Below are 24292 nucleotides of genomic sequence, written 5' to 3' on the forward strand. Positions count from 1 at the left end.
GTCCTGTCTTGCCGCTGGGTGGGGTTGCGGAGGGCGCGTCAGGGGACGTTGACGAACGCCAGGATGGCCTCGCCGTCGCACCGGCCCGAGTCGGCGTCCCAGTAGCGGAAGGCGGTCTCGGCGTGGAGGAACGGGCTGCCGTCTGCCGGGGCGCGCCGGGTGACGGACCGGAATTCCATCTCCCCGGAGAACGCACGGGGGTTGACGGGTCGGCGGAAGTTGGAGGCGAAGCGGGCGATCAGGATGTCCGGGAGCTGGCGCTTCCAGAAGTCGTCCAGCGTCCAGGATTCGAACCCTGTCCCCAGTCCTTCCTTCACGGACTTGGCGACGAGGTAATACATCATCTGGTTGTAGCAGATGTTCACCTCGACGGAATTCAAGTGCCCGGTGTCGTCGATGTAGCACGACTCAGGAATCGCGAATTCGCAGCGGGCGACGGCTCGTCCGGCGTCGCTCTCGGTCACGACCGCCGAGCGCAGGTATGTGCACTGATCCTTGTAAGGCACCAGAACCTGCGCCAACAGGTCCTCGTCCGTGGGGTGCCGGGCCATGGAGGGGGCCGTCATGCCGCCTTGATCCCGTCGTGGAGCTTGCGCTCGTCGTGCACGGTGACGCGGTAGGAAACGGTCGGCTCGGGGGTGGTCGTGTGCCGGGCGCGATGGATGAGGCTGCGGTTGTCCCAGACCAGCAGGTCGCCCTGTTCGAAACTCTGCAGGTGGATGTTGTCGTGCTCGAAGGTTTCGTCGAGCTGACCGGTGGCCTCGAACAGGCGCCCAAGCAGCTCGTCGTCGAGCGGCCTGCCGTCGTGGTCCTCGATGCCGACGGTGAAGCCCTCGCTGATGTAGAGGACCGTCTCCCCGGTCATGGGGTGGGTGAACGTGGTCGGCTGGAGGACGGCCGGGGTGTTCCGTTCGACCTCTTCGATGATCTCGGAGATCGGCCGGTAGACGTCGTGGGGCCGTATCTTGAAGTACTTGCGCACCGAGTGCCGGCAGTACGTTCCGCCGATCTCCTTCTTGAGTTCCTCGGGCAGCCTGCCGTACGCCCGCCCCATGTCGATGAAATAGGTGCCGCGGTTCCTCTCGGGAATGACCTGGGGGTGGATCAGGGTGATTCCGAAGGGGTCCGGCATGAACTGGTAGTCGGCGTGCCAGAACTTGCCGGTCTTCGGTACGCCTATCTGCTTTCCGTTCTCCGGCACGTTGGAGGAGACGAATATCTCCGTGACCTCCGGGTGGTGGTACATCGGCTCGTAGTAGGTCTCCGGGCGCCCGAGCCGCTTGCCGAGTTCGAGGAACTCCTGAGGAGAGAGGTCCTGGCCCTTCAGGACCGCGATCTTCTTGGTGTAGACCGTGCTTTTGAGCGCGTCGATGTCGCCGGCCGAGGCGGTGGCGTGGTCGAAGCCCTCGACGGTCGCGCCGATCGCTGTGCCGGGCTGCTCATTGATCCGCATGGGTACTGCCTTTCGTGGGGAGGGGAGAGCGGAGGACGTCAGAGGGCCGCTCGACGGGCGTCGACGAGTCCGGCGAGGTCGACGAGGGTGAGGTCGGGCCGGAGTTCGTCGTCGCCGATGGCCACACCGAGGTCGCGCTCGATGCGGATGCTGATCTCGACCATCGTCAGCGAGTCGACGCCCAGTTCGGCGATGGTCGCCTCGGGGCTGATCCGGTCGGCCGGGGCGTCGTGCAGCCTCGCGAGGATCTCGACCAGCTGGTCGTAGGTGGTGCTCATGACGTCGTCCGTTCTCCTTGGTCGTACGGATGGGCCGGGGCGTCGTGTGGACGGGCCAGGCCGTCGTGAGGATGGGCCAGGCCGTCGTGAGGATGGGGCGGTTGGTCGTACAGATGGGCCGGCGCGGGGAGCGTGGGCCAGGTCAGGAGGCAGGAGCCCCAGGTGAGGCCGCCTCCGAAGGCGGTGAGCAGAAGCCGGTCGCCGGGCCGGAGCGCCTGACGGGCAGCCGCGTAGGCGAGGGCGAGCGGGATGGACGCGGCGCCCGTGTTGCCGACGGACTCGACATGGGTCACGCACCGCTCGCGAGGGAGACCGAGCTCGTCTGCCACCGAGTACAGGATCCGCAGATTGGCCTGGTGGGGTACGAAGTGGTCGACGTCGTCGATCTTCCAGCCGGCCCGGGACAGCGTGGCGCGCGCCGACGCGGCCATGCGCGTCACGGCGTGCCGGTAGACCTCCCTGCCCCGCATGGCGAAGTGCCGGTCCTGGCGGCTGGGTTCGCCCGGTCGGGAACGCTGTCGGGAGCCGCCGGCCGCGACCGTGATCAGGTCCTCGTGGGCGCCGTCGCTGCCGAGGTCGAAGTGGCCGACCGCGCCGGGCTCGTCGGGGTGTCCGGCGCGCAGGACGACGGCTCCCGCACCGTCGCCGAAGACGATCGCGTTGGCCCGGTCGAGGGGATCCACGATCGTGGAGTAGGTGTCCGCCCCGATGAGCAGGACCCGTTCGGCCACGCTGGCCGCGATGAGCCCGGTGGCCGAGGCGAGGCCGTAGACGAACCCGGTGCACACGGCGCTGATGTCGAAGGCGGCCGCCCCCGTCAGACCGAGCCGTGCGGCGACCGCGGGCGCGGTGGCCGGGCAGCTGTGGTCCGGGGTCGTCGTGGCGACGACGACGGCGTCGACCCTGTCCGTCGCGGCGGCGGCGAGTGCCCGGCGGCCGGCTTCGACGGCCAGGTCGGACGTCGACTGTCCGGGGTCGACGACGTGCCGTCGGCGGATCCCGGTCCGGGTGCGGATCCATGCGTCGTCGGTGTCGAGCCGTCGCGCGAGGTGCTCGTTGGTCACCACACGGGACGGCACCCATCCGGCCAGCCCGCACAGGACGGCGGCCGGAGGAGCGCAAGGGCCCGCGGCGGAAGGGGACATGGGGAATCTCCTGGCATGACGGAGGACGGGCCGTAAGGCCCGGACAGGGAATTGGGAGGCGAAGGGGATGTCTGAGGAGTGACTAAGGACTGGTACCGGTGACCCCGCGAAGGGCGAGGAGAGCGAGCGCGCCGCAGCCGATGCCGCCCGCTATCGCGAACACGGCGGTACGGATGCCGTCGAGGAGCCCTGGCCCGGAGGCGTTCTGCCCGACGCCACCGGCGAGCGCGACCAGTACGGCGAGGCCGACCGCGCCGCCCACCTGCAGGGTGGTCGACGCCAGTCCCGAGGCGACGCCCTGGTCACCGGGGGCCACTCCGGCGGACGCGGCGATCCACATCCCCGTCCACGCGGCTCCCTGGCCGAGACCCAGCAGCACGATTCCCGGCAGGAGGCTGGGATACGAGCCGTCCGAGGTGAGGGCCAGGCCGAGTGCCGCGGCTCCGGCGGCACCCGACGTCATGCCGCCGACCAGCATGCGGCGCATACCGAAGGCGGACACGGCCCGTTCACCGGCCTGCGTACCGACGGCCACCACCACGGCGGGCACGAGGAACGCGAGCCCGGTCGCGACCGCGCGGTACCCGTGGACCGTCTGGAAGTAGAGCGTCAGGAAGTACGGCACCGAGCTGAACGTCGCGCTGAACAGCGCGGTCACCCCCATCGCCGCGAGCAGGCCGCGGTGGGCGAACAGCCGTGCCGGTACGAGCGGATCACGGGACCGCCTCTCCACGACGGCGAAGAGCGTCAGCAGGCAGACCGACAGCACCGCGCTCGCGAGAGCCGCAGGCGTGTCCCAGCCCTCCGCGGGAGCCTGCACCAGCAGGAACACCAGGAGCGTGATCCCGCACGTCGCGGTCAGCGCACCCGCCACGTCGAAGTGCCGTGAGCGGTCCCATGGACCGTCCGCGGGGAAGAGCAATCGCCCGGCCACCGCGAGGGCTCCCGCCACGGGCACGTTGACGAAGAACACCGACGGCCAGCCGAACGCCTCCACCAGGACCCCGCCGAGAAGGGACCCGAAGCAGAGCCCGCCGGCTCCCGCGGCACCCCACACCGCCAAGGCCCGATTCCGGTCGGGCCCTTCGTCGTACAGGGTGGTGATCAGGGACAGCGTCGCCGGGAACAAAAGGGAGCCGCCGATGCCCTGGACCGCCCTGACGGCGACCAGGACGCCGGGCGTCTGAGCCAGGCCGCCCACCAGGGACGACCCCGCGTACAGCAGTGCCGCGACGACGAACATCCGACGCCGGCCGAGCAGGTCGGCGGCCCGGCCGCCCAGCAGCAGGAAGCCTCCAGTGGCCACGACGTAGGCGCTCACCACCCACTGCAGGTCGTGGTCGGAGAACCCCAGCCCGGCGCCGATGTCGGGCAGGGCGACGTACACGATGTTGTAGTCGAGCGAGATGACGAGCTGACCCGACGCCAGAACGAGCAGAGGAAGTCCGATCGACTTTCGGAGCGGAACCTTTGCCGACTCCGTCGTGGACATCATCGATCACCCCCCTCGGGATCACAGCATTCGGAATTCCCACGGAATTAATTTCCGGCAGACCGACGTTTTTCCGTCACCGTAGCAGCCCGATTCGGACTTGGGAATGGGCGACTTCTCGACACTCATCGTGTATTCAAGGAATATCAGGGCAGCGCTGGGAACCGACAGCCGGAAACTGCCGGATCGGCGAGAAAAGAGAATTCCCCAAACGAATTCCTTACGCCCGCGTCACTCCTCCCCCATGAGCCGACGGATTTCGGTGATGAGGGCAACCAGCGCCCGGCGCTCCGGGACGGTGGTTTCCGGATGCCAGAGGTCGACGAGCAGGCAGGTCCGTGGGCGGGTGCCCGTGTTGCGCGCCTCGTGCTCGAAGGAGTAGTCGAAGAGCAGGCACTTGCCCTCTTCCCAGGAACGCGTCTCCCCGGCGACCGTGATGCTGCACCCGTCGGGTATGTCCACCGCGAGATGCAGGTTGATGCTGAAGTTCCACAGGTCGCAGTGGGGTTCGATGACGGCGCCCGGCAACAGGGTGGAGAAATGACATTCCAGGAGAGGACATATTTTGCCCGTGTGGACGGCGACGTCTTTGAGCACCTGATAAGCGGTGGGAGCCGCGGCGGCCGACTCCTCGACGAGACTTCCGTTACGAAAGAGGTAAAGGGCCTGCCAGTCCTCCTGGCGTTTCAGATAGTGCTCGTAGTCCGAGAAAACCTCCCGCCGTGCCGCCCATGCGGCACTCAGCTCCTTCTTGATCGCCTGATGACTGGCCTCCAGTTCATGGACGACCGGGGCCAGTTCGGGGTAGGCATACGGGTCGTGCCAGGGAGTGGGAGAGAGCCCCGGCATGATCCACTTGGCCGCTTTCTGCAGCGGATGCCGTTCGCTCCCGCCCGGCTCCAGCATCTGCTCGACCCTGGTGATCGACTCCGTACCGAACTCGGCTCTGATCGCGGCGAAGGCGTTCTCCATCTCTGGTGTCATGTGGTTCTCCGGAGTTCGGCGGCCGGGGCACACGGAAGCGGTCGACGTCCGGAGCACCGTTCCCCGGCGCTCGAACTACCCGATCGCTGCAGCAGACGTCTGAGTTCCACGTGTGCCGAACCACCTTCGCCCGAAGTTCCGCGCTTCGACCTGCCGACCTCGCACGGTGGTCAGCGGGTGTCGAGCTGCGCTGTCGAACTAGTAGTCGGTAGCGAGTGGGTTCGAGTTCCCGCGTTCTCCGGGCCGATTTCCCTTGCTGTGGCGACACTTCGAGACACTTGGCGGCACGTGAGGACACAGGCAGTCGCGCCGACAGACCACGGAGTTCCCTCGTTCGCACAGTGTTCTGTTCACCCGCGGCCTCGAAGGCGCCCACGGACCTGCGACGCGCCGCGGACTGTGCGGCGCGCCGGCCGTGGCCCCGAGACCGCCCAATCCAGCAGCACGTGGAGCAACCCGCTCACCACCAGCCCCGCGGCACAGCCCACCAGGGCTCCGGGGACGCCGTCCACGACGAAACCCAGCCAGGCGTAACCGGCCGCCAGCACGGTCAGGGTGGCAACACCCAGGGGCCACGCCCTGCCGATCCTCGTCCACCGGTGTTCGGGTCGGGCGGCCTCGTGTTCCCACGGCCAACCCCGCGGTGATCCATCCCTCGGCTCTCGTGCGAGACCCCGCACGTGATCACCCCTCCCCCGCCGCGGTCCGCACACTTCCGCAACCACGTTCGATCCGGGCTCCGGAGGGGTCCTTCCCCGCCGCCACAGGGCGGAACCGGTCAGCTCGGCAGGAGCCGGGAACCAGCAGGGAGCACGCCCCGACCTCTGACGTATGGAGCCGAGAAGCCTGATGCGTGTGATGCGCCCGGCGCGCAACACGCCGTTCGCCCACCTCTTACGGGCCGTCGCGCCGCCGTTGGGCGCCTCCTGCGGCGCGCTGGCCCTTCTGGCGACGTACACCGCGACCGGCGCGGCAGGCGATCCGCCGCCCGGAATCACGGTCGTCGACGCGCGCATCATCGCCGCACCCGCAGGCTCGGGCTCCACCGCCGCGTACTTCGAGATCCGCAACACCGGCCGCTCGAAGGACACTCTGCTGTACGCGGACTCACCCGAACTGGGCGTCAGCATCCTGCGCCGTACGGTGCGCCGCACCGGGACAGGGCGTACGGATCCCGTGTGGGCCGTCGACGTCCCGGCGGGCGGCACGGTGCGTATGGCGCCGGGAGGACTCGGGGTCGTGATCCTGGATCCCCCCGTGCTGAGAGCCGGGCAGAACGTGACCTATATCTTGTGGTTCCGCCGGAGCGGGAAGGTCGCCGTCCGGGCGAGGGTGACCGAAGGCGTGAGGTGAGCCTCGGCGGTCAGGGCCGGCCTGATGCCGGGAAGGGTGCCGGTGTCCCCCGCTCACGGTGGGCACCGGCACCCTTTTCGTCACACGACGACGACGGCAGGAACGTGCGGTTCCTCGGCCTCGACAAGGAGTTCGACGAGGGTCGCCCGGGCTCGTGCCACCCGCGAGCGGATCGTCCCGATGGGACAACCGCTGGCCTCGGCAGCCTCTTCGTAAGGAAGTCCCGTCAGCTGGGTGAGGACGAACGCCTCACGGCGCTCGGGGGGCAGCGCGTTCAGCAGGTCGAGCAGCGCCACACCGTCGTCGAAGCCGGGCAGACCGCTCGGCTGGGCCCGCTCGGCCCACATCGTCCAGTCGTCCGTGTCGGCCACCCGGGGCCGCGTGGCGGCGTACCGCCAGCTGTCGACCACCGTGCGACGCGCGATGGCCAGCAGCCACGTACGCGCGGACGAGCGCCCCTCGAACCGGTGAAGGCTGCCGAGCGCCCGCAGGAACGTGTCCTGGGTCAGATCGTCGGTCAGTTGACGGTCGGAGGAGAGGTACGTGATGTAGCGGACGACGTCGGGGTGCAGGGCCCGCACGAATCGGTCGACGGCGTCCGGGTCACCGGCGCGGGCGGCAAGGGCCCAGGCGGTGGCCGGATCGTCGGGCGATGCCGTCGCGCCGGGCTGATCCGCCGCCTTGTGCCCCGCGTCGCGCTTCGGGCGCGACGCGGGGCAGACAGGAGTGATCACCTGATGTCCTTCTCGGTTGTCCGGGATCCGGCACGGCGGCACGGCAGCGCGGCGGCGCGCGCGAGCGCGCTCCGGTACGCCGGGCGTGAGTTCGCCACTGCGGAAACGTCCCGGGACGGGAGGTGGGATGGGGCCGTACGACGTGAACGGCCCGTGCCCGAAGCCCCGGCGCCGACGACGCGGCGCCTATGGGGACGGCTTCGGGAAACCAGCTGTCTCAGGCGACAGCGATCCCGGCCGGAGGCCCCCGAGAAATGATCGTGTGCGCGAGCGGCAGCCGCGGCACCCGCTCCGAACGTTCGCGCGTCGGCCGCAGGCTCGGTCGGCGAGGCGGGGCGGGCAGAGCGAGCGACAGCCGCAGCGGAGCCGCCAGCCATCCCGCGACGGCCCGCAGCACGCGGAACGCGGCCCTCTCGCCGTAGGCCAGCCACAGCCCACTCAGCACAGCCGCCAGGGCGTGGGCGGCGAGCATGCCGAACGATGACGTGCCGCCCATGCCGTGACCCAGCTGAGCGAGGTGCCCCGCGTGCTCCGAACGCCCGGTGGACATGGACCCCATGTCCATCGCGTCCATGGACATGGAGCCCAAGGACATGCCTCTCATGGCGTGCGCCACGGAGCCCGTGCCGGTGCCCGATGCCGCCGACTGGGCCAGCGAGAAGGCCGAGTGGAGCGCCCCCTGCGCGAGGACCGCGGCGGGCACCACCAGCGCGAGCCCGCGCTCACGGCCCGACAGACACCAGCCGACGCCGGTCGTGGCGGCGAACCCGGCGGCCATCGTCCACCAGGGCACGGTGGAGCCCGACATCAGTACGTGACCGAGGGCGGCGAGCAGCACGCAGACGGCCGCGAACACCGCGGCCCGCATCGTGCGCAAACCCCAGCCAGCCGTCATGACCGCCTCATCCTCGCATCCGGGCTTCGCTCGCAGGGGTGGGTACGCGCCGCACCCGGACCCGCCACTCACCCTGAAGAGAGTGATACAGGACACAGCGCCCCGCCGGAACTCGGCGTGCGGTCGGGCCGACCTCTAAGGGTGAGGAGTCATGTGCCGTCCTGCCCCGGACGGACCACCACAGCCAGGGTCTTCACGGCCCCGCCGCGTTCGAAATGCAAGGTGAACGAGACGAGATCACCGGCCTGCCGGCCCGCTTTGGCCGGGACCGTCACATCAAGTCCGTACGGGGACATGGCGAGAGTGCCACCGGCCGGGACGGCGACCGACGCCACCGTCTGCGCGGAGGCCGACCGAGTGCCGGTCATGCGATGCCGGCTGAGGGTGCCGGCTCCGTCGACCGCGCGGGACGTCACCTTCAGCAGCCGGTCCGCCGAGCCGCCGTTGTTGGTGATCCGGAAGAAGGCCGCCGTGTCCGGGGCGTCGCCGTAGGGCAGGTACACCCGGCCTCCGGTGACCGTGATACGGGCCGGGCTGCCCGCGTTGCCGTACGCGGTCCACGTGCTCAGACCCCCGAGCGCCAGGCCGCACACGGCGACGGGCGCGAGCGCGGCGAGCAGGGTGTCGGTGAGCCGACGGCGGGTCGGATGCCAAACCAGTTGTCCGGTCATCGAGTACGCCTCCGGATGGGTGAGGGTTGCCGGCCGCGCAACCGCAGGCTGTTGCCGACCACCAGCACCGAACTGGCGGACATGGCCGCCGCGGCGAGCATGGGGTTGAGCAGGCCGACCAGGGCGAGCGGTACGGTCACGACGTTGTAGCCGAAGGCCCAGACGAGGTTGGCGCGGATGGTGCCCAGGGTGCGCCGTGCCAGCACGACGGCGTCCGCGAGGGCTTCGATGTCGCCGCGTACGAGGGTCACGTCGGCGGCCCCGATGGCCACGTCGGTGCCGGTGCCCATGGCGATCCCGAGGTCGGCGCCGGCCAGTGCGGCGGCGTCGTTCACGCCGTCGCCGATCACCGCGACCCGGTGGCCCTGCTCCTGCAACTCCCGTACGAGTTCGGCCTTGTCCTCGGGCGTGCAGCGGGCGCGCACCTCGTCGATGCCCAGGGCCGCGGCCACGGCCTGGGCGGGCGCCTCGCGGTCGCCGGTGGCGAGCACGGGCCGCACACCGAGCCGCCGCAGCCGGTCGACGGCCCGGTAGCTTCCGGGGCGTACGACGTCCCCGACCTCGATCAGCGCCTCGGCCACCCCGTCCACACGGACCATTACGGGCGTGTGCGCGGCGGCCTCCGCCACCGGCAGGGCAGCCGCGAGCGCGGCGGGCAACTCGTCGTCCGGGGCACGGACTTCGACCAGCCGCCCCTCGACCCGGCCGCGCACTCCCCGCCCCGGCAGGGCACTGAACTCGCTCACGTCCGGCAGCCGCTGCTCGCGCAGCTCCCGCCGGGCGTAGGCGGAGACGGCCCGCCCGAGCGGGTGTTCCGAGCCCTGCTCGACGCCCCCCGCCAGCCGCAGTACCGCGTCGCGGCCGAGTCCGTCCGGTACGGCGGTGATCCGGGCGACGCTCATGTGGCCCGTGGTGAGCGTGCCGGTCTTGTCGAGGACGACGGCGTCGAGGTGCTGAAGTCCCTCCAACGCCTGCGGCCCTGTGACGAGGACGCCGAGCTGGGCACCGCGGCCGGTGGCGGCCATCAGCGCGGTCGGGGTCGCGAGGCCCAACGCGCAGGGGCAGGCGACGACCAGGACGGCCACGCACGCGGTGATCGCCGCCTGTGGATCGGCCCCGGCGCCCAGCCAGAACCCGAGCGCGGTGACGGCCAGTGCCAGCACGACCGGCACGAAGACACCGGCCACCGAGTCGGCCAGCCGCTGGGCGCGCGCCTTGCCGGCCTGCGCCTCGGTGACCAGACGGGTGATGCGGGCGAGCTGAGTGTCGGCACCGACGGCCGTGGCCCGTACGAGCAGCAGCCCACCGACGTTGACGGCCCCGCCGATCACGGCCGACCCCGGCCCGACCTCCACCGGTTCGCTCTCCCCGGTGACCAGGGAGAGGTCCACGGCCGAACTGCCCTCCACCACCTGTCCGTCGGTGGCGACCCGCTCGCCCGGCCGTACGACGAAGACCTGGCCGCGTTCCAACTCCTCAATGGGAACGAGCCGTTCGGAATCGCCGTCCCGTACCGACACCTCCTTGGCTGCGAGTTCGGCCAGCGAGCGCAGCGCCGCCCCGGTGCCGCGCCGGGCCCGCGCCTCCAGGAACCGCCCGGCCAGAACGAACAGCGTTACACCGACGGCCGCTTCGAGATAGATGTGCGCGACGCCGTCCGAGGCGGAGGGAACGAGGCTGAACGGCATCCGCATGCCGGGGTCACCGGCGCCCCCGAGGAAGAGCGCGTACGCCGACCACGCGAAGGAAGCCACCACGCCCAGCGAGACCAGCGTGTCCATGGTCGCCGCCGAGTGCCGCAGCCCTCGTACCGCCCGTACGTGGAAGGGCCAGGCGCCCCATACCGCGACCGGCGCCGCCAGCATGAAACACAGCCACTGCCAGTTGCGGAACTGCAGCGCGGGCACCATCGACAGCACGAGCACCGGCACCGCGAGCACCGCGGTGACCAGCAGCCGGTCGCGCTCCTGCCGCGCTTCCTCGGCCTCCCGACCGCCCTCACGTGGTTGCTTCTTGAGTGACTCGGGAAGCGCGGCCGTGTAGCCGGCCTTCTCGATCGTCGCCACGAGTTGCCCGACGCCGACCTCCGTCGGATGACTCACGCGAGCCCGCCCGGTGGCCAGGTTCACCGTCGCCGTCACTCCGTCGAGCTTGCCGAGCTTCTTCTCGACACGGGTCACGCACGCGGCGCAGGTCATGCCGCCGACGGTCAGATCGGTCGTCACCAGAGTGCTCACCGATTCTGCGCCCATCAGCCGTGTCCCCCCTGCATGTCGCCCATGTCGTCCACGCCTCCGCCTCCGCCACCATCGCCGCCGTCGCGGCTCGTGCCGCTGCCGTGCATGCCGGGTGCGACGGGACCGGCGCCGGCACCCACCACGTAGGACACCGTGAAGATCAGGGCCAGCAACAGGAGGAAGCCGCAGAGCGCGGGCGGGGGCGCCGCCTTCCGCAGGGCCGCACCCGCGCCGGTCCAGGAGGATTGCCGGGACTCGTCCATCAACCGCGTCTCCAGATCACGTCGTACGGCGTCGGTCGGATCGCGCCGCACCGGTTCAGTAGTCGGATCGGCCACCGGCCGGGTTCCGGAGGAGATATGTGGCGCGCATCACGCGAGGACCGACCGTCCCGTACGCCCCGTCGACGGATGGAAGATCTCGCAGGTCAGTCCGCCCCGGGAGCCGCCGAGTCCCTCGTCGGGACGGTGCTGTCGGAGCGTGTGTCCGTTCCCGGCACTCGCGGCGGTTGCTCGCGCGCTCCGGCGGCGTGTTGGTGGGCGCGACAGGAGGTGGAATCCACGCTCGCCATGGACCAGTCGATGCGGCCGGCCGCGTCGGCGTCGGCGTCGGCGTCGGCGTCGGCGTCGGCGATCCTAGGTGGGACACCGGACCGTGGCCCGTCGCACAGGCCGTCGAACCGACGCTCCAGGAAGCGCCGGCGCCAGACACGAACGGTGTCCGCGGTGATGCCCAGCCGCCGGGCGACCTCCGCAATCGCCTGTCCGGTCGATCATGTGGCCACTAGGCTGCGACGATGGAGCGCTTAACCGACGTGCCCGAGAGCTTCGCCCAGCCTGAAGGTCCGGCCCAGGAGAATGACTACGACAGCTTCGCCGAGGCGTACTCGGCGGAGAACGAGAACAACCTCGTGAACGCGTACTACGCGCGGCCCGCGATGTTGGCCCTCGCCGGAGACGTGGCCGGCCGTCGGATCCTGGACGCCGGCTGCGGCTCGGGCCCCCTGTCCGCCGCACTGCGCGACCGCGGTGCGGTCGTCACCGGCATCGACGCCAGCGCCGGGATGCTGGCGTTGGCGAGGCGGCGGCTCGGTGACGATGCGGCCCTGCACCTGGTCGACCTGAGCGACCGTCTGCCGTTCGCCGACGGTGCGTTCGACGACGTGGTCGCGTCGCTGGTGCTGCACTACCTGGAGGACTGGGGGCCGACGCTGGCCGAGTTGCGGCGAGTGCTCAGGCCCGGCGGCCGGCTGATCGCGTCGGTGGACCACCCGTTCGTGGCCTACACGATCCACGATCCTCGGCCCGACTACTTTGCGACCACCAGCTACACCTTCGACTGGACGTTCAACGGGCAGTCCGTCCCGATGAGGTTCTGGCGCAAGCCGCTGCACGCGATGACCGATGCCTTCACCACCGCCGGTTTCCGCCTTTCCGTCATCAGCGAGCCGCAGCCCGACCCGGCCGCCCGTGAACTGTTCCCCGACGACTTCGATGACCTTTCGACCAAAACCTGCTTCCTGTTCTTCGTCGTCGAGGTACTACCGTCGGCTGCCGGCTCGGACGATTAGGTTCCGCACACCGGATCATTTGCCGGAGCCAACATCCGGACGGTGTCGGGGTGCAGTACGGGATCGCGGAAAACATTGCGTCGGCATCCCGAAGGTCATTGCCTGGAAGTAAGAGCACAACCGCTCGCCCATACAGGTCCGCGCTCGCGTTGAGCGAACCTCGCTCGCACGAAGACCTGGAAGATCCTCCGCGACTGCCGCCTCAGGGGCGACGGCGTCCACCACGCCATGCTCGACAGCGCCCGCCTGCACAACCTCATCCTCGCGGAACAAGTGAACGGGTCTCACGGCGCCGGAGCCGCTGGGGAACCCATGACGCCATCGATGTCCGCCGAGCGTCGAGGGTTTCATGGTCATTCCCGAGACGCTGGACCGTCGAACGCGGGTTCAACTGACCTTTGCGCCATCCGTTAACCAGCGGAACCCACCCGCATCACTCCGATATCATGATCGATCTACTTAGCCAACATCTAACAAATCGGCCAAAACAGTTGATATCGAGATCATCGCGGGTGTTTTCGCGAATAAACTGCAGAATTGCGTTCGCTGCGTGGCGCCAACCGCGGGCGATGCTGTGGGGCATGGCGGGCGTGACGGGCCTCGGGTTCCTCATCGCGCTGGAGATCGCCGCGCGTCGTTACGGCCTGCCGGGGCCGATCACCAATCAGGCGCGAGAGGTGATATTCGCTCCCAAGTCGGGTTTCCTGTTGTACGCCGGTATGGCGTTGATGATGGTCGTGCTCACCCGGCGGCAACGGTTCATCGCGGCCGGCGCCGCGATCGGTATCGACGTCGCCTTCTTCCTGGTGCGGTGGGCGTTCGACGCCAAGGTGACCGACGGCCACCCCTTCGGCAACGGCGCGTTGTGGGTGATTTTGGGCCATGCGGTGATCGCCATCACGCGCCGCACCGGCCGGGAACGCGTCCTGCTGTTGAAGGGCGTCGGCCTTGGCCTGCTGCTGGTGACCGGCCGCAAGACCGGCGATACCTGGCTCCTCATCACGTCGAAAATCCGCCCGACAACGCTCGACCAACACGTGGCAACCGCCGATCACGCGCTGGCCAACCCGTCGTGGCTGGTGGGCCGGATCGTCACAGCCACCGGCCCGATCGGCGCCCATGTTCTCGGCGCCGTCTACGTTCAGCTTGCGGTGGCCGCGGTCATCGTGGCGCTGTACCAGCTGCGCAACGTGGCGATCGAGCGCCGCTTCCCGCGCCATCATCTGGTGCGCACCTTTCTGGTCATCGGCCTCGTCGGGCCGGCCATCTACATGATCTTCCCGGTGGTCGGACCGGTCTTCGCCTACGGCGCGGAAGGCGGGCACTGGGCGGTGGCCAACGTGTGGCCGAACACGCCGCCGCCGATCAATGCCCCGCATCATCTGCCATTCGACGAGATCACCCCACGCAACTGCATGCCCAGCCTGCACACAGCGTGGGCTACCGCGATTTTCATTCATTCCCGTAAGGGCCCACGGATTCTGAGATTCGCAGGCACGTTCTGGCTGATTGCCACACTCGGCGCAACGCTGGGATTCGGCTACCACTACGGCGTGGATCTCGTTGCCGGCGTGGTGTTCGCACTCACGATCGAGGCAGCGCTGCGCTCGCTCGACCGTGGCTGGGACCGGTCAGGAATCCAGCTGGTCATCTACAGTGCCACGGTCTTCGCCGCGCTCTTGGTGTCATATCGCTATCTGCCGGTGCAGATGGCCAACCATCCGACGGTGTTTGGGCCACTTCTCATTCTGGCGATGGCCTCAGTGGTCCACGGCTACGTGCAGACCGCCAAACTGTGGGACCCGAAGGCCGCACCAGCGCGGCATCCGGAACCGCAACCCGAACTGGCTTGAGTTACAGGCCATTTCACTCGGGGAGTCTGCGGTAGCAGCTGAGTGGGGCCGCGACAGTGCGTTCCATGTGCAGCCGGCCTTGTCCACGAACGCAATCGCGGCCAAGGCCTCCCGGCCACCGTGAGACCGACGACGGCCTCCGCCCGCCCTGCGGGCGGGCCGGCACCGGAGGCACCATCGGGGAAGAGTTCCCACAGGCAGTAACTTGTTGGTTCATCCCCCGGGGACCTTCTTCTGGATTTGGCGTCGGCTACTTCCTCTGTGTCGCCGACCGGCGGTCGAGCACGCAAGGTCACTTGCGATCTCGTGTTCAAGCGAGTGGCCCACTGGAGGAGGGGACTTCCCCGAGCCGGGCGGAGCGCTCGGAATCCAGCTGGTGTGTGTCCCCCATGCGTGAGGCGCCACACAGCCGCGAGCGGCCCGGGGCGACGGATAGGGCCCGTGCTCCGTGGTCGCCGCCGGCCGCACAACGATCACCAGAGGGACAGGAGCTGGGAGAGGAGCACCACCCGATGAGCCGGTACGTTCCGCGACGCTCTGGCACCGCAGCAGTCGGCCGATCACCAGCCCACCGCCGCCACCGTGGCCAGCAGTGTGCGACCTCGCCGTCGAGCACCCACCACCACGCATTGGTCGCCGAGTTGGCGACGCGCTCTGAAGGTTGTCGCGGCTACGGATCTCTGGGCAGTCCCCCTTCTTGGGGAATCCCCGCACCCCCTGCGGGCGGGGCGTATGGCAGGTGGGCACCCTCGTCGGTTGCGGTACCCGGATCCGGGTTATTTACTAGTAGGTACAAAACCGGATACGCGAAGCAGTTCCTCGGGGTCGAAGTGCTGTGACCCCCGTTGCCGAGGGTGTCGGCAGGTGGCTGTGGATCGCTTGAGCCCGTGCCGGGCAGCCCGCGTGCTCGTCGCCCGCTCGGCAGCGTCTCCGTGTGGGCGGTCACTTCAGGCGCCCGAGACGGACCGCGCCCCGGGACCCTCCAACGGCAAGAGCCCGCGGCGCGGAGGCCAAGGATGCCGCTCGCCCCGTTCTTCGCCCGCACCCCTGCAAGGAGACGAGTTCCATGCTCGCCATTCACCTCACCCAGTTCGGGGAGCCGGAGCGGAGCCTGAAGGTCGTAGGTGTTCCCGAGCCGTCGGCTCCGGGCGCCGGGCAGGCGCTGATCCAGGTCGAATACGCCCCGCTCGACCACCACGACCTGCTCCTGGCGAGGGGCGTCTATCCGGTCCGCCCCGAGCTGCCGAGCGTCATCGGCAACGAGGGAGCCGGCACGGTCCTGGCGGTCGGACCGGGCGTCACCCACATCCGCCCCGGCGATACGGTCCTGCTTCCCTTCGGCACCTTCGCCTGGTCCGAACGGGTCCTGGCGGAAGTCGCGAAACTGACCGCCGTGGACAGGTCCGTCAGCCTCGAACAAGCGGCGATGCTCACCATCAACCCCACCACCGCGGGCCTGCTGCTGGAGTCGCGTGACCTTCCGGCCGGTTCTTGGGTGGTGCAGAACGCGGCGAACAGCGGGGTCGGCCGGTCCGTCATCGCCTTCGCCAAGGAGCGCGGGCTCCGCACGATCAACATCGTGCGCCGCGAGGAGTTCGTGACCGAGCTGGAGGAACTCGGCGCCGACATCGTGCTGACCGGATCTCCCGACGTGGCCGTGCGTGTGCGTGCGGCCATCGGCAACGATCCCGTGCCGCTGGGACTGGACGGCGTCAGCGGCAAGGCCACCTCGCTCCTGCTGGACGTGCTGACCGAACGCGCCCTGCTGATGATCTACGGCTACATGAGCGGCGAGCCCTTCACGCCCGACCCGAACGTGCTGAAGGCGAAGAACATCACCACAACGGAGTTCTGGATGTACCAGGACGAGTACCTGCCCCGTCATCCGGACCTCGCCGCGGAGTCGGCGCGGCTGGTCGCGGCGGGAAAGCTCACACTGCCCTCCGCCCCCGTCTACAAGGCCAAGGACTTCACCGAGGCCCTCGCGTACATGGAGAAGAACGGCAAGGTCCTCCTGGACTTCAACCCCCACCGCGGTAGCCGTCGTCACGAACCCCCTCTGGCTGCACACCATCGAGGACGAGCACCATGAGCACACACGGCACCATTGGCGTACTCGGCGCAGGCGAAGTGGGACAGGCGGTCGCCGACAAGGCCGTCCGCCACGGTCATGACGTCCTCATCGGCAACAGCCGGGGCCCCGGGACTCTCGAAGCTCTCGTGGGCAGGCTGGGGCCGAGGGCTCGCGCGGTAACGGCCGAGGAGGCGGCGAAGCCGGAGCTCGTATTCCTCTCGGTGCCGTTCTTCGCCGTGCCGGAACTGACAGGCCTCACCACCTGGGCCGGGAAGATCGTCGTCGACACGACGAATCAGTTCGCCGCGGCCAACCCCTGGCGGGGGCGGTACGACGTCGGTGACCTCACGGGCAGCGAGTGGGTTGCCCGCCACCTTCCCGGCGCCCGGATCGTGAAGGCTCTCAACACCCTGTACGCCCCGTTCATCGCCGCGGACCCCCGGCATGCCGAAGGACGACAAGTGGCCTTCTACGCGGGTGACGACGCCGACGCGAAGGCGGCCGTGGCCGGCCTGCTGGACGCATTCGGATTCGCCGCCCTGGACCTTGGCGGCCTGCGGGAGGGCGGGCGCCTGATGCAGCTGGATGGTGCGCTCAGCGCAAAGCACCTGCTGCTGCAGGACGTCGACTGACGCCCCCACACACCCCAGCGCGCAGGAGGAGCATCATGAACCGTCTTGTCGTCCACACCCGTGGCGGGCCGCCGGCCGGCGTCCTGACCGTCATCGAGGAACCGGAGCCGACGCCCGGGCCCGGTCAGGTCCTCATCCGCACCACCGCCTTCCCGGTGCACCCCGGCGATCTCCAGGCCGTTGAGGCCTACCCCGAGGAGGCCACGAAGCCGGTTCCCGCAGGCGTGGAGGCCACCGGCGTGCTGGAGGCGATCGGTCCGGGAACACACGCGGCGTCGGGCGTCACGGTCGGCGGCCGCGTCACGGTCTTCCCTCAGCCGGGGGCCTGGTCCCAGTGGATCGTGGCGGATGCCGGGGCGGTCGTCGCCGTACCGGACGAGCTGTCGGACGAGGTCGCGGCGCAGATGCTGGTGAACCCGCTCACCACGGTGATGCTGCGCCGTGAGGCGCAGGAGCACCCGGCCTTCGGATACGACGGTCTTCTGGTGCAGACCGCCGCGGGCTCGTCGGTCGGGCGGCTGCTGACGGGCGTGTCCCTGATGCACAACCTGGCACTCGTCGACATCGTCCGCAGCGACCGCGGTGCTGCCGAACTGCGCAAGCGATTCCCGGGCGTGCCGGTCGTCGCGACGGAGCATCCTGGCTGGGAGGACGAGATACGCCGAGCAGCCGACGGCCGCCCGGTCAGTGTGGCCCCGGACCCGATCGGCGGGAAGCTGACGGAGAGCCTTCTGGACCTGTTGGCTCCGGGCGGGAAGCTGGTCAGCTACGGGCAGATCGCCGACGAGCCGATCTCGGTACATGCGTCGACGCTGCTGCACAAGTCGCTGACGCTACGGGGCAAGAGCATCGGCCGGTGGCTGTCCGAGGCCTCGGCCGAGAGGCGGGCATCCGACGTCGCCACCGCGAAGGAGATCGCGCTCGCGCTCAAGGACCAGTTCGACGTGGCCGCAACGTACGGCCTTGACGAGCTGGGCAACGCACTGGAGCATGCGGTACGGCCCGGCAAGATCGGCACGGTCCTCGTCCGCCCCTGGTAGTCGCCGCCCGTACACGAGTCCTGGTGACGGTCGGCAAGCCGTTGGCAGGAGCCGGGCGTTGATGCCCCGACGCCACACATGTCGTGCGGCTTCAGACAGGGATCGGACACCCGCGTGGCGCTCGCTCCTGTGTCCCCCTGTGACACCTGGTCGGCTGCGCGCCGGTGACGCCCGCCTTGTGGGGCCGTTGCGACGATCAGGCACCGGTCGAGGACCTGGCACCCGGCGCATGCTCGTCCGTCGAAACGCGGGGAAGGAGCGCCAAGGCCTGTTCTGCGGCCCCGTTGACCACCTCGGGAGTGGCTCCCGCCTTGCCCAGGGCCTCGAGCCCCCGAAGCACGGCAAGCAGGAGGCCGGCAAGGCTGTCCGCATCCGCGTCGGCATCCAGAGAGCCTTCCGCTTGGGCCCGCGCGATGCAGCCCCGCAGCGCGCCATGCAGTCCGCGGACAACCTCGGCGATTCGCTCGGCAACGCCCTCATCGACGGCCGACAGTTCCGCTGCGATCTTGGCCATCATGCAGCCGCGCCGTGCCACGTCCCCGATGATGCCTTCCGCGACATCACGTACATGCCGCTCCAGCATGGGCAGGGCGGGTCCGGGGCCGCCCAGAGCCGAGCTCCAGGACTCCAGCGCGTCACTGTTGTAGCTGTCGAGAGCCCGCAGGAACAACGCGTGCTTGTCCCCGAACGCTCCATACAGACTTCCCCGACCCAAGCCTGTCACAGCGCTCAGGTCGTCGATGGAGGTGCCGTTGTAGCCCACGGACCAGAACTGATCGCGGGCAGCCCGCACAACCTCTTCTTCGTCGAACTGTCGAGGCCGAGCCATGGGGCAACTGTACGCCGCGCACAACAGCCGAGATCGCTGTCGGCGGCCTGCGCGAGTTCGACGCGGCCGGCACCTTGTTGAAGGCAGCCGACGCCTTTCTGAAGAACGTCGGGGCGGGTCACGACGTTGTTGAGGTGGCGTTGGTCAGCGGCTTCGGGGGGTAGGCGCGGAGCACGAGTGACGTGGTGGCAGGGCCGTAGCGGGCAAGTGCGTCGACGACTTCTTCGAGTCGTCCTGCTTGCGGGCAATGGACGTCGAAGATGAGGCAGTCCTCCCCGGTGACTCTCAGGGTGGAGACGACCTCGGGGATCTTGGAAGCCAAGTCCAGGGCGCGGGAGAGCTGGGCATGCGTAGTGCGCAAGCGAATGATCGCGTGAATGTTGAGACCGAGTGCCGCTGGGTCGACATCGGCCCGGTAGCCGGTGATGACGCCGTTCTTCTCCAGCCGCTGGATGCGCGCACTGGCCGCGGGCTGCGACAGTCCGACTCGGCGTCCCACCTCCGCTCCGGTCAACCGGCCTTCGGTCTGGAGCAAGGCGAGGATGTCCCGGTCGATCCGGTCAAGTGATTCCATCGTTGTCCGCACCATCTTCTTTGAGATCGCTTGCGTCGCTGTCGCTGTTCTGTTGCTTCCAACAGAATCAGCGCCAGACGCCCCCAGGATCGCAGGGGGTGACGAGTGAAACGGTGGCAAGCAGTGGTCGCGTACGTCATCATCCCCGGCATCGACGGCTCCGACGAGCAGCACTGGCAGACCTTGTGGGAGCACCAGTGGGGAACCTCAGCGGTGAGGATCTCCCCTGCCTCGTGGTCCGACCCCGACCTGGATGACTGGGTCAACGCTGTCCAGGCGGCGTACGACGATGCTTGCCGTCAGGACAGCCGCGTTGTGCTGGTAGCCCACAGCCTGGGCTGTTGGGCGGCCTCCACCTGGCTGAACAAGAACCCGGCGAGCCCGATCCACGGCGTGTTCCTGGTCGCGCCGCCCGACCCACAGGGGCCGGCGTTCCCACGACAGGCGGCCCCGACGTTCATCGAGCTGTCCGCCCAACCGTTGCCGTGCCCGGCCCTGGTGGTGGGCAGCACCAACGACCCGTACTGCACCCCCGAGGCAGCCGTGGACTTCGCGGAGCGCTGGGCGGCGCGATGGCATCCGGCGGGCGCGTGCGGACACATCAACTCCGCCGGCGGCCTGGGCCCGTGGCCGCATGGCCGTGAACTCCTGGACTCACTGACCCGGCTTTGACCGACCACCCGCCAGGCGGCCCGCCCCGTCCGGCGTCGCAACTGATCCGGCGTCAAATCCAATGCAGGAGACTTCAGTTGCTTCCGTCCACGAGATCACCGAGCTTGCACCTCAAACAGAATCGTTGTGCTGTTAGTGTGCTCCACAAGAAGAATGCTGATTCTTTTTGTGGGGGGTGTGGTGCCGCGACTCACCGACGCGCGCAAGGAACTCCGGCGCGCCCAGATCACCGAGGCCGCCGTACGCTGCTTCGGCCGCAACGGTCTGGAGCGGACCTCGATCGCCGACATCACCGCCGAGTCCGGCCTCTCGACCGGCTCGATCTACGCCCACTACAACAACAAGGCCGACCTGGTCCAAGCCGCCGCCCGCGAGGTGCTCGCCCAGCGCGCCGCGGTCCTCGGCGAGTACGCCGCCGGCGACACCCCGCCCGACCCCGAGGAACTGCTGGCCCGCCTGATCGCCGCCATCGACGCCGTCGACGCCCGGGTCGGCGTGCAGACCTGGGGTGAGGCGACCACCGACCCGGCCATCCGCGACATCGTCGTCGACATGACGGACCGGATGCGCGCAGTGCTGCACGACTGCGTCACGGCCTGGCTGGTCAAGGTCGAGCACCACGAGCCGGCCGAGGCCCGGGAGCGCGCCACCCCGATCGCTCACCGGATCACGGCGCAGTACCTGGCCGAACTGCTTTACGCCGCCTTGCGATCACCGACCGAGGAGCCATCTTCATGACCGCCCTGACCGCTTCGTTCGCCGACCGCACCGTTTTACGGGTGGGCTACGGCGCATTACAGCTCGAACGCCTGCATGACCGCCGCGACGAGGCGGTCCAACTGCTGCGCCACGCGGTCGAGTTGGGCGTCGACCACGTGGACACCGCCGAGTTCTACGGTTTCGGTTTCGTCAACGCCGTGATCCGCGAGGCGCTGCGCCCCGAGGACGGCGTCCTGGTGGTCACGAAGGTCGGCGCCGACCCCAACCCTGGCGGGCGGTTGCCACTGCGTCTGGCGCAGCGGCCCGAGCAGTTGCGCGCCAGCGTCGAGGACAACCTGCGCAGCCTCGGCGTCGACCGGCTCCCGGTGGTCAACCTCCGCCGCCTGGACACCGGCCCCGGTCTGCGTCCCGAGGGCGACCAAGTGGTCGGCCTCGACGACCAGCTCGCGGTGATGACCGCCCTGCGCGACGAGGGCAAGATCGGTGCGATCGGTCTGAGCAGCGTCACTCTCGACGGCCTGCGCCGCGCTCTGCCGGCGGGCATCGCCTGCGTGCAGAACGCGTACAGCCTCGTCTCCCGCGACGACGAGGACATGCTGCAGCTCTGTGCGGCCGAGGGCATCGCCTGGGTGCCGTTCTTCCCACTCGGCGGGGCCTTCCCGGGTCTGCCCAAGGTCACCGAGGAGCCGGTGGTGCACGCCGTGGCCGAGTCCCTGGGCGTCGCGCCCTCCCAGGTCGGCCTCGCCTGGCTACTGCACCACGCCCCGAACGTGTTGCTCATCCCCGGCACCGCCGACGCCGCCCACCTCGAGGCCAATCTGGCGGCCGGCAAGATCACCATCGACGCCGAGACCCTCGCCACCCTGGATGCCATCGAGTCCCGCTCCAACGACGTCCCCATCGGCTGACCGGAAGCGACGGGACCCGGGTCGCGACCACACGCCGGACACCTTGACGCAACTCCCGACCGCGCCGGGAAACCCTTCCCGGCCCTGGCGAGGTTCGCGTCGGGTCTGGGTGTTCAGGGCCGCAGCCGGGCGGCCCACCGGTACCGCCGCCGAGTTCACCGTCGTGCCCGCCGAGCGGGCCGTGCCGCTGCCCGACGAGGCCGGATTCGACGTCGACGCCTCACTCGGCGTCCCCGCGCTCCCCGCGCACCGCGCGCTCATGGTCGCCGAGGACGGGCCGCGCCGTCTGCGAACCGGGGCGCTCGACGGCAGGGTGGTGCTCGCCGCGGGCGGGCCCGGGCGGTCGGGCACGCGGTGATCCAGCCCGTCCGCCGGGCCGACGCCGGCGCCACCGTGATCAGCACGATCAGCGGCCCGGAGAAGGCCCGGCCGGCCACCGCCGCCGGGGCCCATCACGTGATCAACCATCGCGAGGGCGTCCCGGCCGCCGAAATCAGCAAGCTCGCCCCGGACGGCGTCGACGCCGGACGCGGTCGCTCACTCCCCGGCCACCCTGCTGCGCGCATCGGCCGTGTCGCCGGCCGGCGGTGAGAGCGGTCGGCCGGTGAAGGCATGCAAGGCCAGCTCGATCCTGATCTCCTCGCTGTCCAGGACCGCCTGCAGCCGGCGTAGGACGATGTCGTCGATGATGCGCTGGTCGCGCAGGCGGATCAGGGCGCTGCGTTTGACGCCGATCAGGGCGCGCCGCAGTTCAAGCCCGGTGCGCACGCCGGGCCCGGTGTCGGGCGGTCCTGCGTCCTCGGCGGCGTACTGGCGCAGTTCGCTCCGGATGGCGTCGGTGGTCTCCGGGGGCGTGTCCAGGCGGTCGGCGTAGTCGGGAAGGACTTCCAGCGCGGCGGTGACGATCTGGCGATGGGCGCGGCGTTCCTCACTGGTCTCGTCGGGATCTCCGTGCAGTCCGGCCCAGCGGATCACCGCGGGCATGGTCGTGCCCTGGACGACCAGCGTGACCAGGATGACGGCCACGGCGGTGAAGACGACCAGGCCATGTCCTTCGAGCGGCCGACCCGCTGCCGTGGTGGCCGGGACACCGAGGGCGGCCGCCAGCGACACGGCCCCGCGCACCCCGCTCCAGGCCACAGGGAACCTTTCCCGGGCGCCGGAGCGCAGCGTGCGCTGGACCGGGCGGCGGTCAACGGCGCGAAGGAGGTAGGGCACCGAGTACAGCCACAGCAGGCGCGTGGCGATCACCACGCCGCCGACCAGCAACGCGGTGACCACGGCGTGTCCCAGGGAGGCGGAGCCGATCGCGCTCACGATGGCGGGGGTCTGGATGCCCACCAGAACGAACAGGGCGCTGTTGAGGATGAAGGTGCTCACCTCCCAGAAACCGGTGATCTGCACTCTGGCCCCCGCGCTGGTCACCCTGGGGCCTGCCTGGCTGAGGATGAGACCGCAGGTGACCACCGCCAGGACGCCGGAGACGCCCAGCAGTTGCGCGGGCAGGTAGGTGGCGAACGGGGTGAGCACGGCCAGGGCGCTCTCCAATACGCGGTCGCGCAACCGTCTGCGCAGTGCCACCACGGCTGCGGCGCAGGCGGCGCCGATCGCGACACCGCCCGCGTAGGCCAGCAGGAAGCGTGCGGCGGTGCCCGACCAGGTGACGGCCTGTCCCTGAACGGCGACCCCGACGACCACCGCGTAGAGGGCAAGTGCGGTGCCGTCGTTGATCAGGCTCTCCGCCCGGAGGACGGTCTGGATCCGGCGGGGCAGGAGCCGGGCGACCGCCTGCACAGCGATGGCGTCCGTGGGGGCCACGACCGCGCCCAGGACGAAGGCGAGCGGCCAGGAGAGGCCCAGCGCGTGCCCAACCCCTGCCACGGCGGCAGCGGTGGCCAGCACCAGGCCGGTCGCGAGCAGCACGATCCCGCGCAGATTCGTCCGGATCTCGCGGAGCGAGGTGGTCAGCGACTCCCAGTAGAGCAGGGGTGGCAAGAAGAGCAGCAGCACGACCGGGGGCGGCAGGACCAGCGTGCGGAACCCGGGGGTGAGACCGATCAGACAGCCACCCGCCACCAGCAGGACCGGCTCGTTCCAGCGCAGGCGGCGAGCCAGCCACGTCATGGCCGGCACGGTCGCGAGAATTGCCGTGATGACTTCCAGGCTCCGCATTCGGCA

General features: G+C 69.7%; 25 protein-coding genes and 3 pseudogenes. 12 read left to right on the plus strand and 16 right to left on the minus strand.

Translation table 11 applies throughout. The features are described 5' to 3' along the window. Positions 1-38: 38 nt before the first annotated feature. The 6 genes from FNV62_RS02595 to FNV62_RS02620 form a co-directional block, all read right to left on the minus strand. On the minus strand, positions 39-566 hold the full coding sequence (locus FNV62_RS02595; RefSeq protein WP_225900101.1) for an FcoT family thioesterase: 528 nt from the start codon (positions 564-566) through the stop codon (positions 39-41). Next, positions 563-1453, minus strand: coding sequence for a TauD/TfdA dioxygenase family protein (locus tag FNV62_RS02600; RefSeq protein WP_144314576.1), 891 nt, complete (start codon positions 1451-1453; stop codon positions 563-565). The genes FNV62_RS02595 and FNV62_RS02600 overlap by 4 nt, the downstream gene beginning before the upstream one ends. A gap of 38 nt (positions 1454-1491) precedes the next feature. Further along, entirely contained in the window at positions 1492-1731 is a 240-nt protein-coding gene (locus FNV62_RS02605) for an acyl carrier protein (protein ID WP_143606659.1), read from the minus strand. Continuing rightward, on the minus strand, positions 1728-2876 hold the full coding sequence (locus tag FNV62_RS02610; RefSeq protein ID WP_225900102.1) for a beta-ketoacyl-ACP synthase III: 1149 nt from the start codon (positions 2874-2876) through the stop codon (positions 1728-1730). The genes FNV62_RS02605 and FNV62_RS02610 overlap by 4 nt, the downstream gene beginning before the upstream one ends. Before the next feature lie 82 nt (positions 2877-2958). Then, positions 2959-4371, minus strand: a complete 1413-nt coding sequence (locus FNV62_RS02615) for an MFS transporter (RefSeq protein ID WP_225900103.1) — start codon at positions 4369-4371, stop codon at positions 2959-2961. A 228-nt stretch (positions 4372-4599) separates the two neighbouring features. Beyond that, complete coding sequence (locus FNV62_RS02620; RefSeq protein ID WP_143599759.1) at positions 4600-5352, minus strand: aspartyl/asparaginyl beta-hydroxylase domain-containing protein; 753 nt, start codon at positions 5350-5352, stop codon at positions 4600-4602. Between the two features lie 849 nt (positions 5353-6201). Here FNV62_RS02620 and FNV62_RS02625 point away from each other — a divergent pair. After that, complete coding sequence (locus tag FNV62_RS02625) at positions 6202-6705, plus strand: copper chaperone PCu(A)C (protein WP_225900104.1); 504 nt, start codon at positions 6202-6204, stop codon at positions 6703-6705. Positions 6706-6785: 80 nt separating this feature from the next. Here FNV62_RS02625 and FNV62_RS02630 read toward each other — a convergent pair whose 3' ends face one another. The 7 genes and pseudogenes from FNV62_RS02630 to FNV62_RS57875 form a co-directional block, all read right to left on the minus strand. After that, positions 6786-7439, minus strand: a complete 654-nt coding sequence (locus FNV62_RS02630) for a sigma-70 family RNA polymerase sigma factor (RefSeq protein WP_143612020.1) — start codon at positions 7437-7439, stop codon at positions 6786-6788. A 217-nt stretch (positions 7440-7656) separates the two neighbouring features. Next, positions 7657-8334, minus strand: a complete 678-nt coding sequence (locus tag FNV62_RS02635) for a hypothetical protein (protein WP_143599762.1) — start codon at positions 8332-8334, stop codon at positions 7657-7659. A 149-nt stretch (positions 8335-8483) separates the two neighbouring features. Continuing rightward, on the minus strand, positions 8484-9005 hold the full coding sequence (locus FNV62_RS02640; RefSeq protein ID WP_143606669.1) for a copper chaperone PCu(A)C: 522 nt from the start codon (positions 9003-9005) through the stop codon (positions 8484-8486). Further along, complete coding sequence (locus tag FNV62_RS02645) at positions 9002-11257, minus strand: heavy metal translocating P-type ATPase (RefSeq protein WP_144314578.1); 2256 nt, start codon at positions 11255-11257, stop codon at positions 9002-9004. Before FNV62_RS02645 ends, FNV62_RS02640 begins: the two co-directional genes overlap by 4 nt. Further along, the gene (locus FNV62_RS02650; protein ID WP_143605127.1) at positions 11257-11505 is read right to left on the minus strand and encodes a hypothetical protein; all 249 of its coding nucleotides are present in this window, start codon (positions 11503-11505) and stop codon (positions 11257-11259) included. The genes FNV62_RS02645 and FNV62_RS02650 overlap by 1 nt, the downstream gene beginning before the upstream one ends. Before the next feature lie 153 nt (positions 11506-11658). Beyond that, positions 11659-11849: pseudogene (locus FNV62_RS55220) on the minus strand (IS5/IS1182 family transposase); the annotation flags it as partial. A 36-nt stretch (positions 11850-11885) separates the two neighbouring features. After that, a pseudogene (locus FNV62_RS57875) lies at positions 11886-11999 on the minus strand (helix-turn-helix domain-containing protein); the annotation flags it as partial. Between the two features lie 39 nt (positions 12000-12038). Here FNV62_RS57875 and FNV62_RS02660 point away from each other — a divergent pair. The 6 genes and pseudogenes from FNV62_RS02660 (at position 12039) to FNV62_RS02685 (ending at position 18411) form a co-directional block, all read left to right on the plus strand. Continuing rightward, a complete protein-coding gene (locus FNV62_RS02660) occupies positions 12039-12812 on the plus strand; it encodes a class I SAM-dependent methyltransferase (RefSeq protein WP_143599765.1) in 774 nt (257 codons plus the stop codon). 112 nt (positions 12813-12924) lie between these two features. Beyond that, positions 12925-13079 (plus strand): annotated as a pseudogene (locus FNV62_RS02665) (IS5/IS1182 family transposase); the annotation flags it as partial. 302 nt (positions 13080-13381) lie between these two features. Further along, complete coding sequence (locus tag FNV62_RS02670) at positions 13382-14665, plus strand: phosphatase PAP2 family protein (protein WP_143599766.1); 1284 nt, start codon at positions 13382-13384, stop codon at positions 14663-14665. 1066 nt (positions 14666-15731) lie between these two features. Beyond that, positions 15732-16757 carry a zinc-dependent alcohol dehydrogenase family protein gene (locus FNV62_RS02675; RefSeq protein WP_144314579.1) on the plus strand — a complete coding sequence of 342 codons (1026 nt, stop codon included), beginning with the start codon at positions 15732-15734 and terminating at the stop codon, positions 16755-16757. Then, a complete protein-coding gene (locus FNV62_RS02680) occupies positions 16754-17371 on the plus strand; it encodes an NADPH-dependent F420 reductase (RefSeq protein WP_144314580.1) in 618 nt (205 codons plus the stop codon). Before FNV62_RS02675 ends, FNV62_RS02680 begins: the two co-directional genes overlap by 4 nt. 35 nt (positions 17372-17406) lie before the next feature. Then, on the plus strand, positions 17407-18411 hold the full coding sequence (locus FNV62_RS02685) for a zinc-binding dehydrogenase (protein WP_144314581.1): 1005 nt from the start codon (positions 17407-17409) through the stop codon (positions 18409-18411). A 196-nt stretch (positions 18412-18607) separates the two neighbouring features. Here FNV62_RS02685 and FNV62_RS02690 read toward each other — a convergent pair whose 3' ends face one another. After that, entirely contained in the window at positions 18608-19240 is a 633-nt protein-coding gene (locus tag FNV62_RS02690) for a TetR/AcrR family transcriptional regulator (protein ID WP_144314582.1), read from the minus strand. A gap of 118 nt (positions 19241-19358) precedes the next feature. Continuing rightward, the gene (locus FNV62_RS02695; RefSeq protein ID WP_143612029.1) at positions 19359-19814 is read right to left on the minus strand and encodes an Lrp/AsnC family transcriptional regulator; all 456 of its coding nucleotides are present in this window, start codon (positions 19812-19814) and stop codon (positions 19359-19361) included. Between the two features lie 105 nt (positions 19815-19919). Here FNV62_RS02695 and FNV62_RS02700 point away from each other — a divergent pair, with 105 nt between their 5' ends. The 5 genes from FNV62_RS02700 to FNV62_RS55235 all read left to right on the plus strand — a co-directional run bounded on the left by FNV62_RS02700 (position 19920) and on the right by FNV62_RS55235 (position 22705). After that, on the plus strand, positions 19920-20486 hold the full coding sequence (locus FNV62_RS02700; RefSeq protein ID WP_225900105.1) for an RBBP9/YdeN family alpha/beta hydrolase: 567 nt from the start codon (positions 19920-19922) through the stop codon (positions 20484-20486). Between the two features lie 180 nt (positions 20487-20666). Then, positions 20667-21224 (plus strand): TetR/AcrR family transcriptional regulator, encoded by a 558-nt coding sequence (locus FNV62_RS02705; RefSeq protein WP_164657595.1) that lies wholly within the window; start codon positions 20667-20669, stop codon positions 21222-21224. Next, a complete protein-coding gene (locus FNV62_RS02710) occupies positions 21221-22114 on the plus strand; it encodes an aldo/keto reductase (RefSeq protein ID WP_097282315.1) in 894 nt (297 codons plus the stop codon). The genes FNV62_RS02705 and FNV62_RS02710 overlap by 4 nt, the downstream gene beginning before the upstream one ends. A 109-nt stretch (positions 22115-22223) precedes the next feature. Next, positions 22224-22472 (plus strand): hypothetical protein, encoded by a 249-nt coding sequence (locus tag FNV62_RS55230; RefSeq protein WP_225900106.1) that lies wholly within the window; start codon positions 22224-22226, stop codon positions 22470-22472. Continuing rightward, a complete protein-coding gene (locus FNV62_RS55235) occupies positions 22469-22705 on the plus strand; it encodes a hypothetical protein (protein WP_225900107.1) in 237 nt (78 codons plus the stop codon). Before FNV62_RS55230 ends, FNV62_RS55235 begins: the two co-directional genes overlap by 4 nt. On the opposite strand, the gene FNV62_RS02720 is transcribed toward FNV62_RS55235, so the two are convergent. Further along, on the minus strand, positions 22652-24286 hold the full coding sequence (locus FNV62_RS02720; protein WP_143599773.1) for a Na+/H+ antiporter: 1635 nt from the start codon (positions 24284-24286) through the stop codon (positions 22652-22654). The genes FNV62_RS55235 and FNV62_RS02720 overlap by 54 nt on opposite strands. Between the last annotated feature and the right edge of the window lie 6 nt (positions 24287-24292).

The organism is Streptomyces sp. RLB3-17, assembly GCF_007113425.2.
GTDB classification, from domain to species: Bacteria; Actinomycetota; Actinomycetes; order Streptomycetales; family Streptomycetaceae; genus Streptomyces; species Streptomyces mirabilis_D.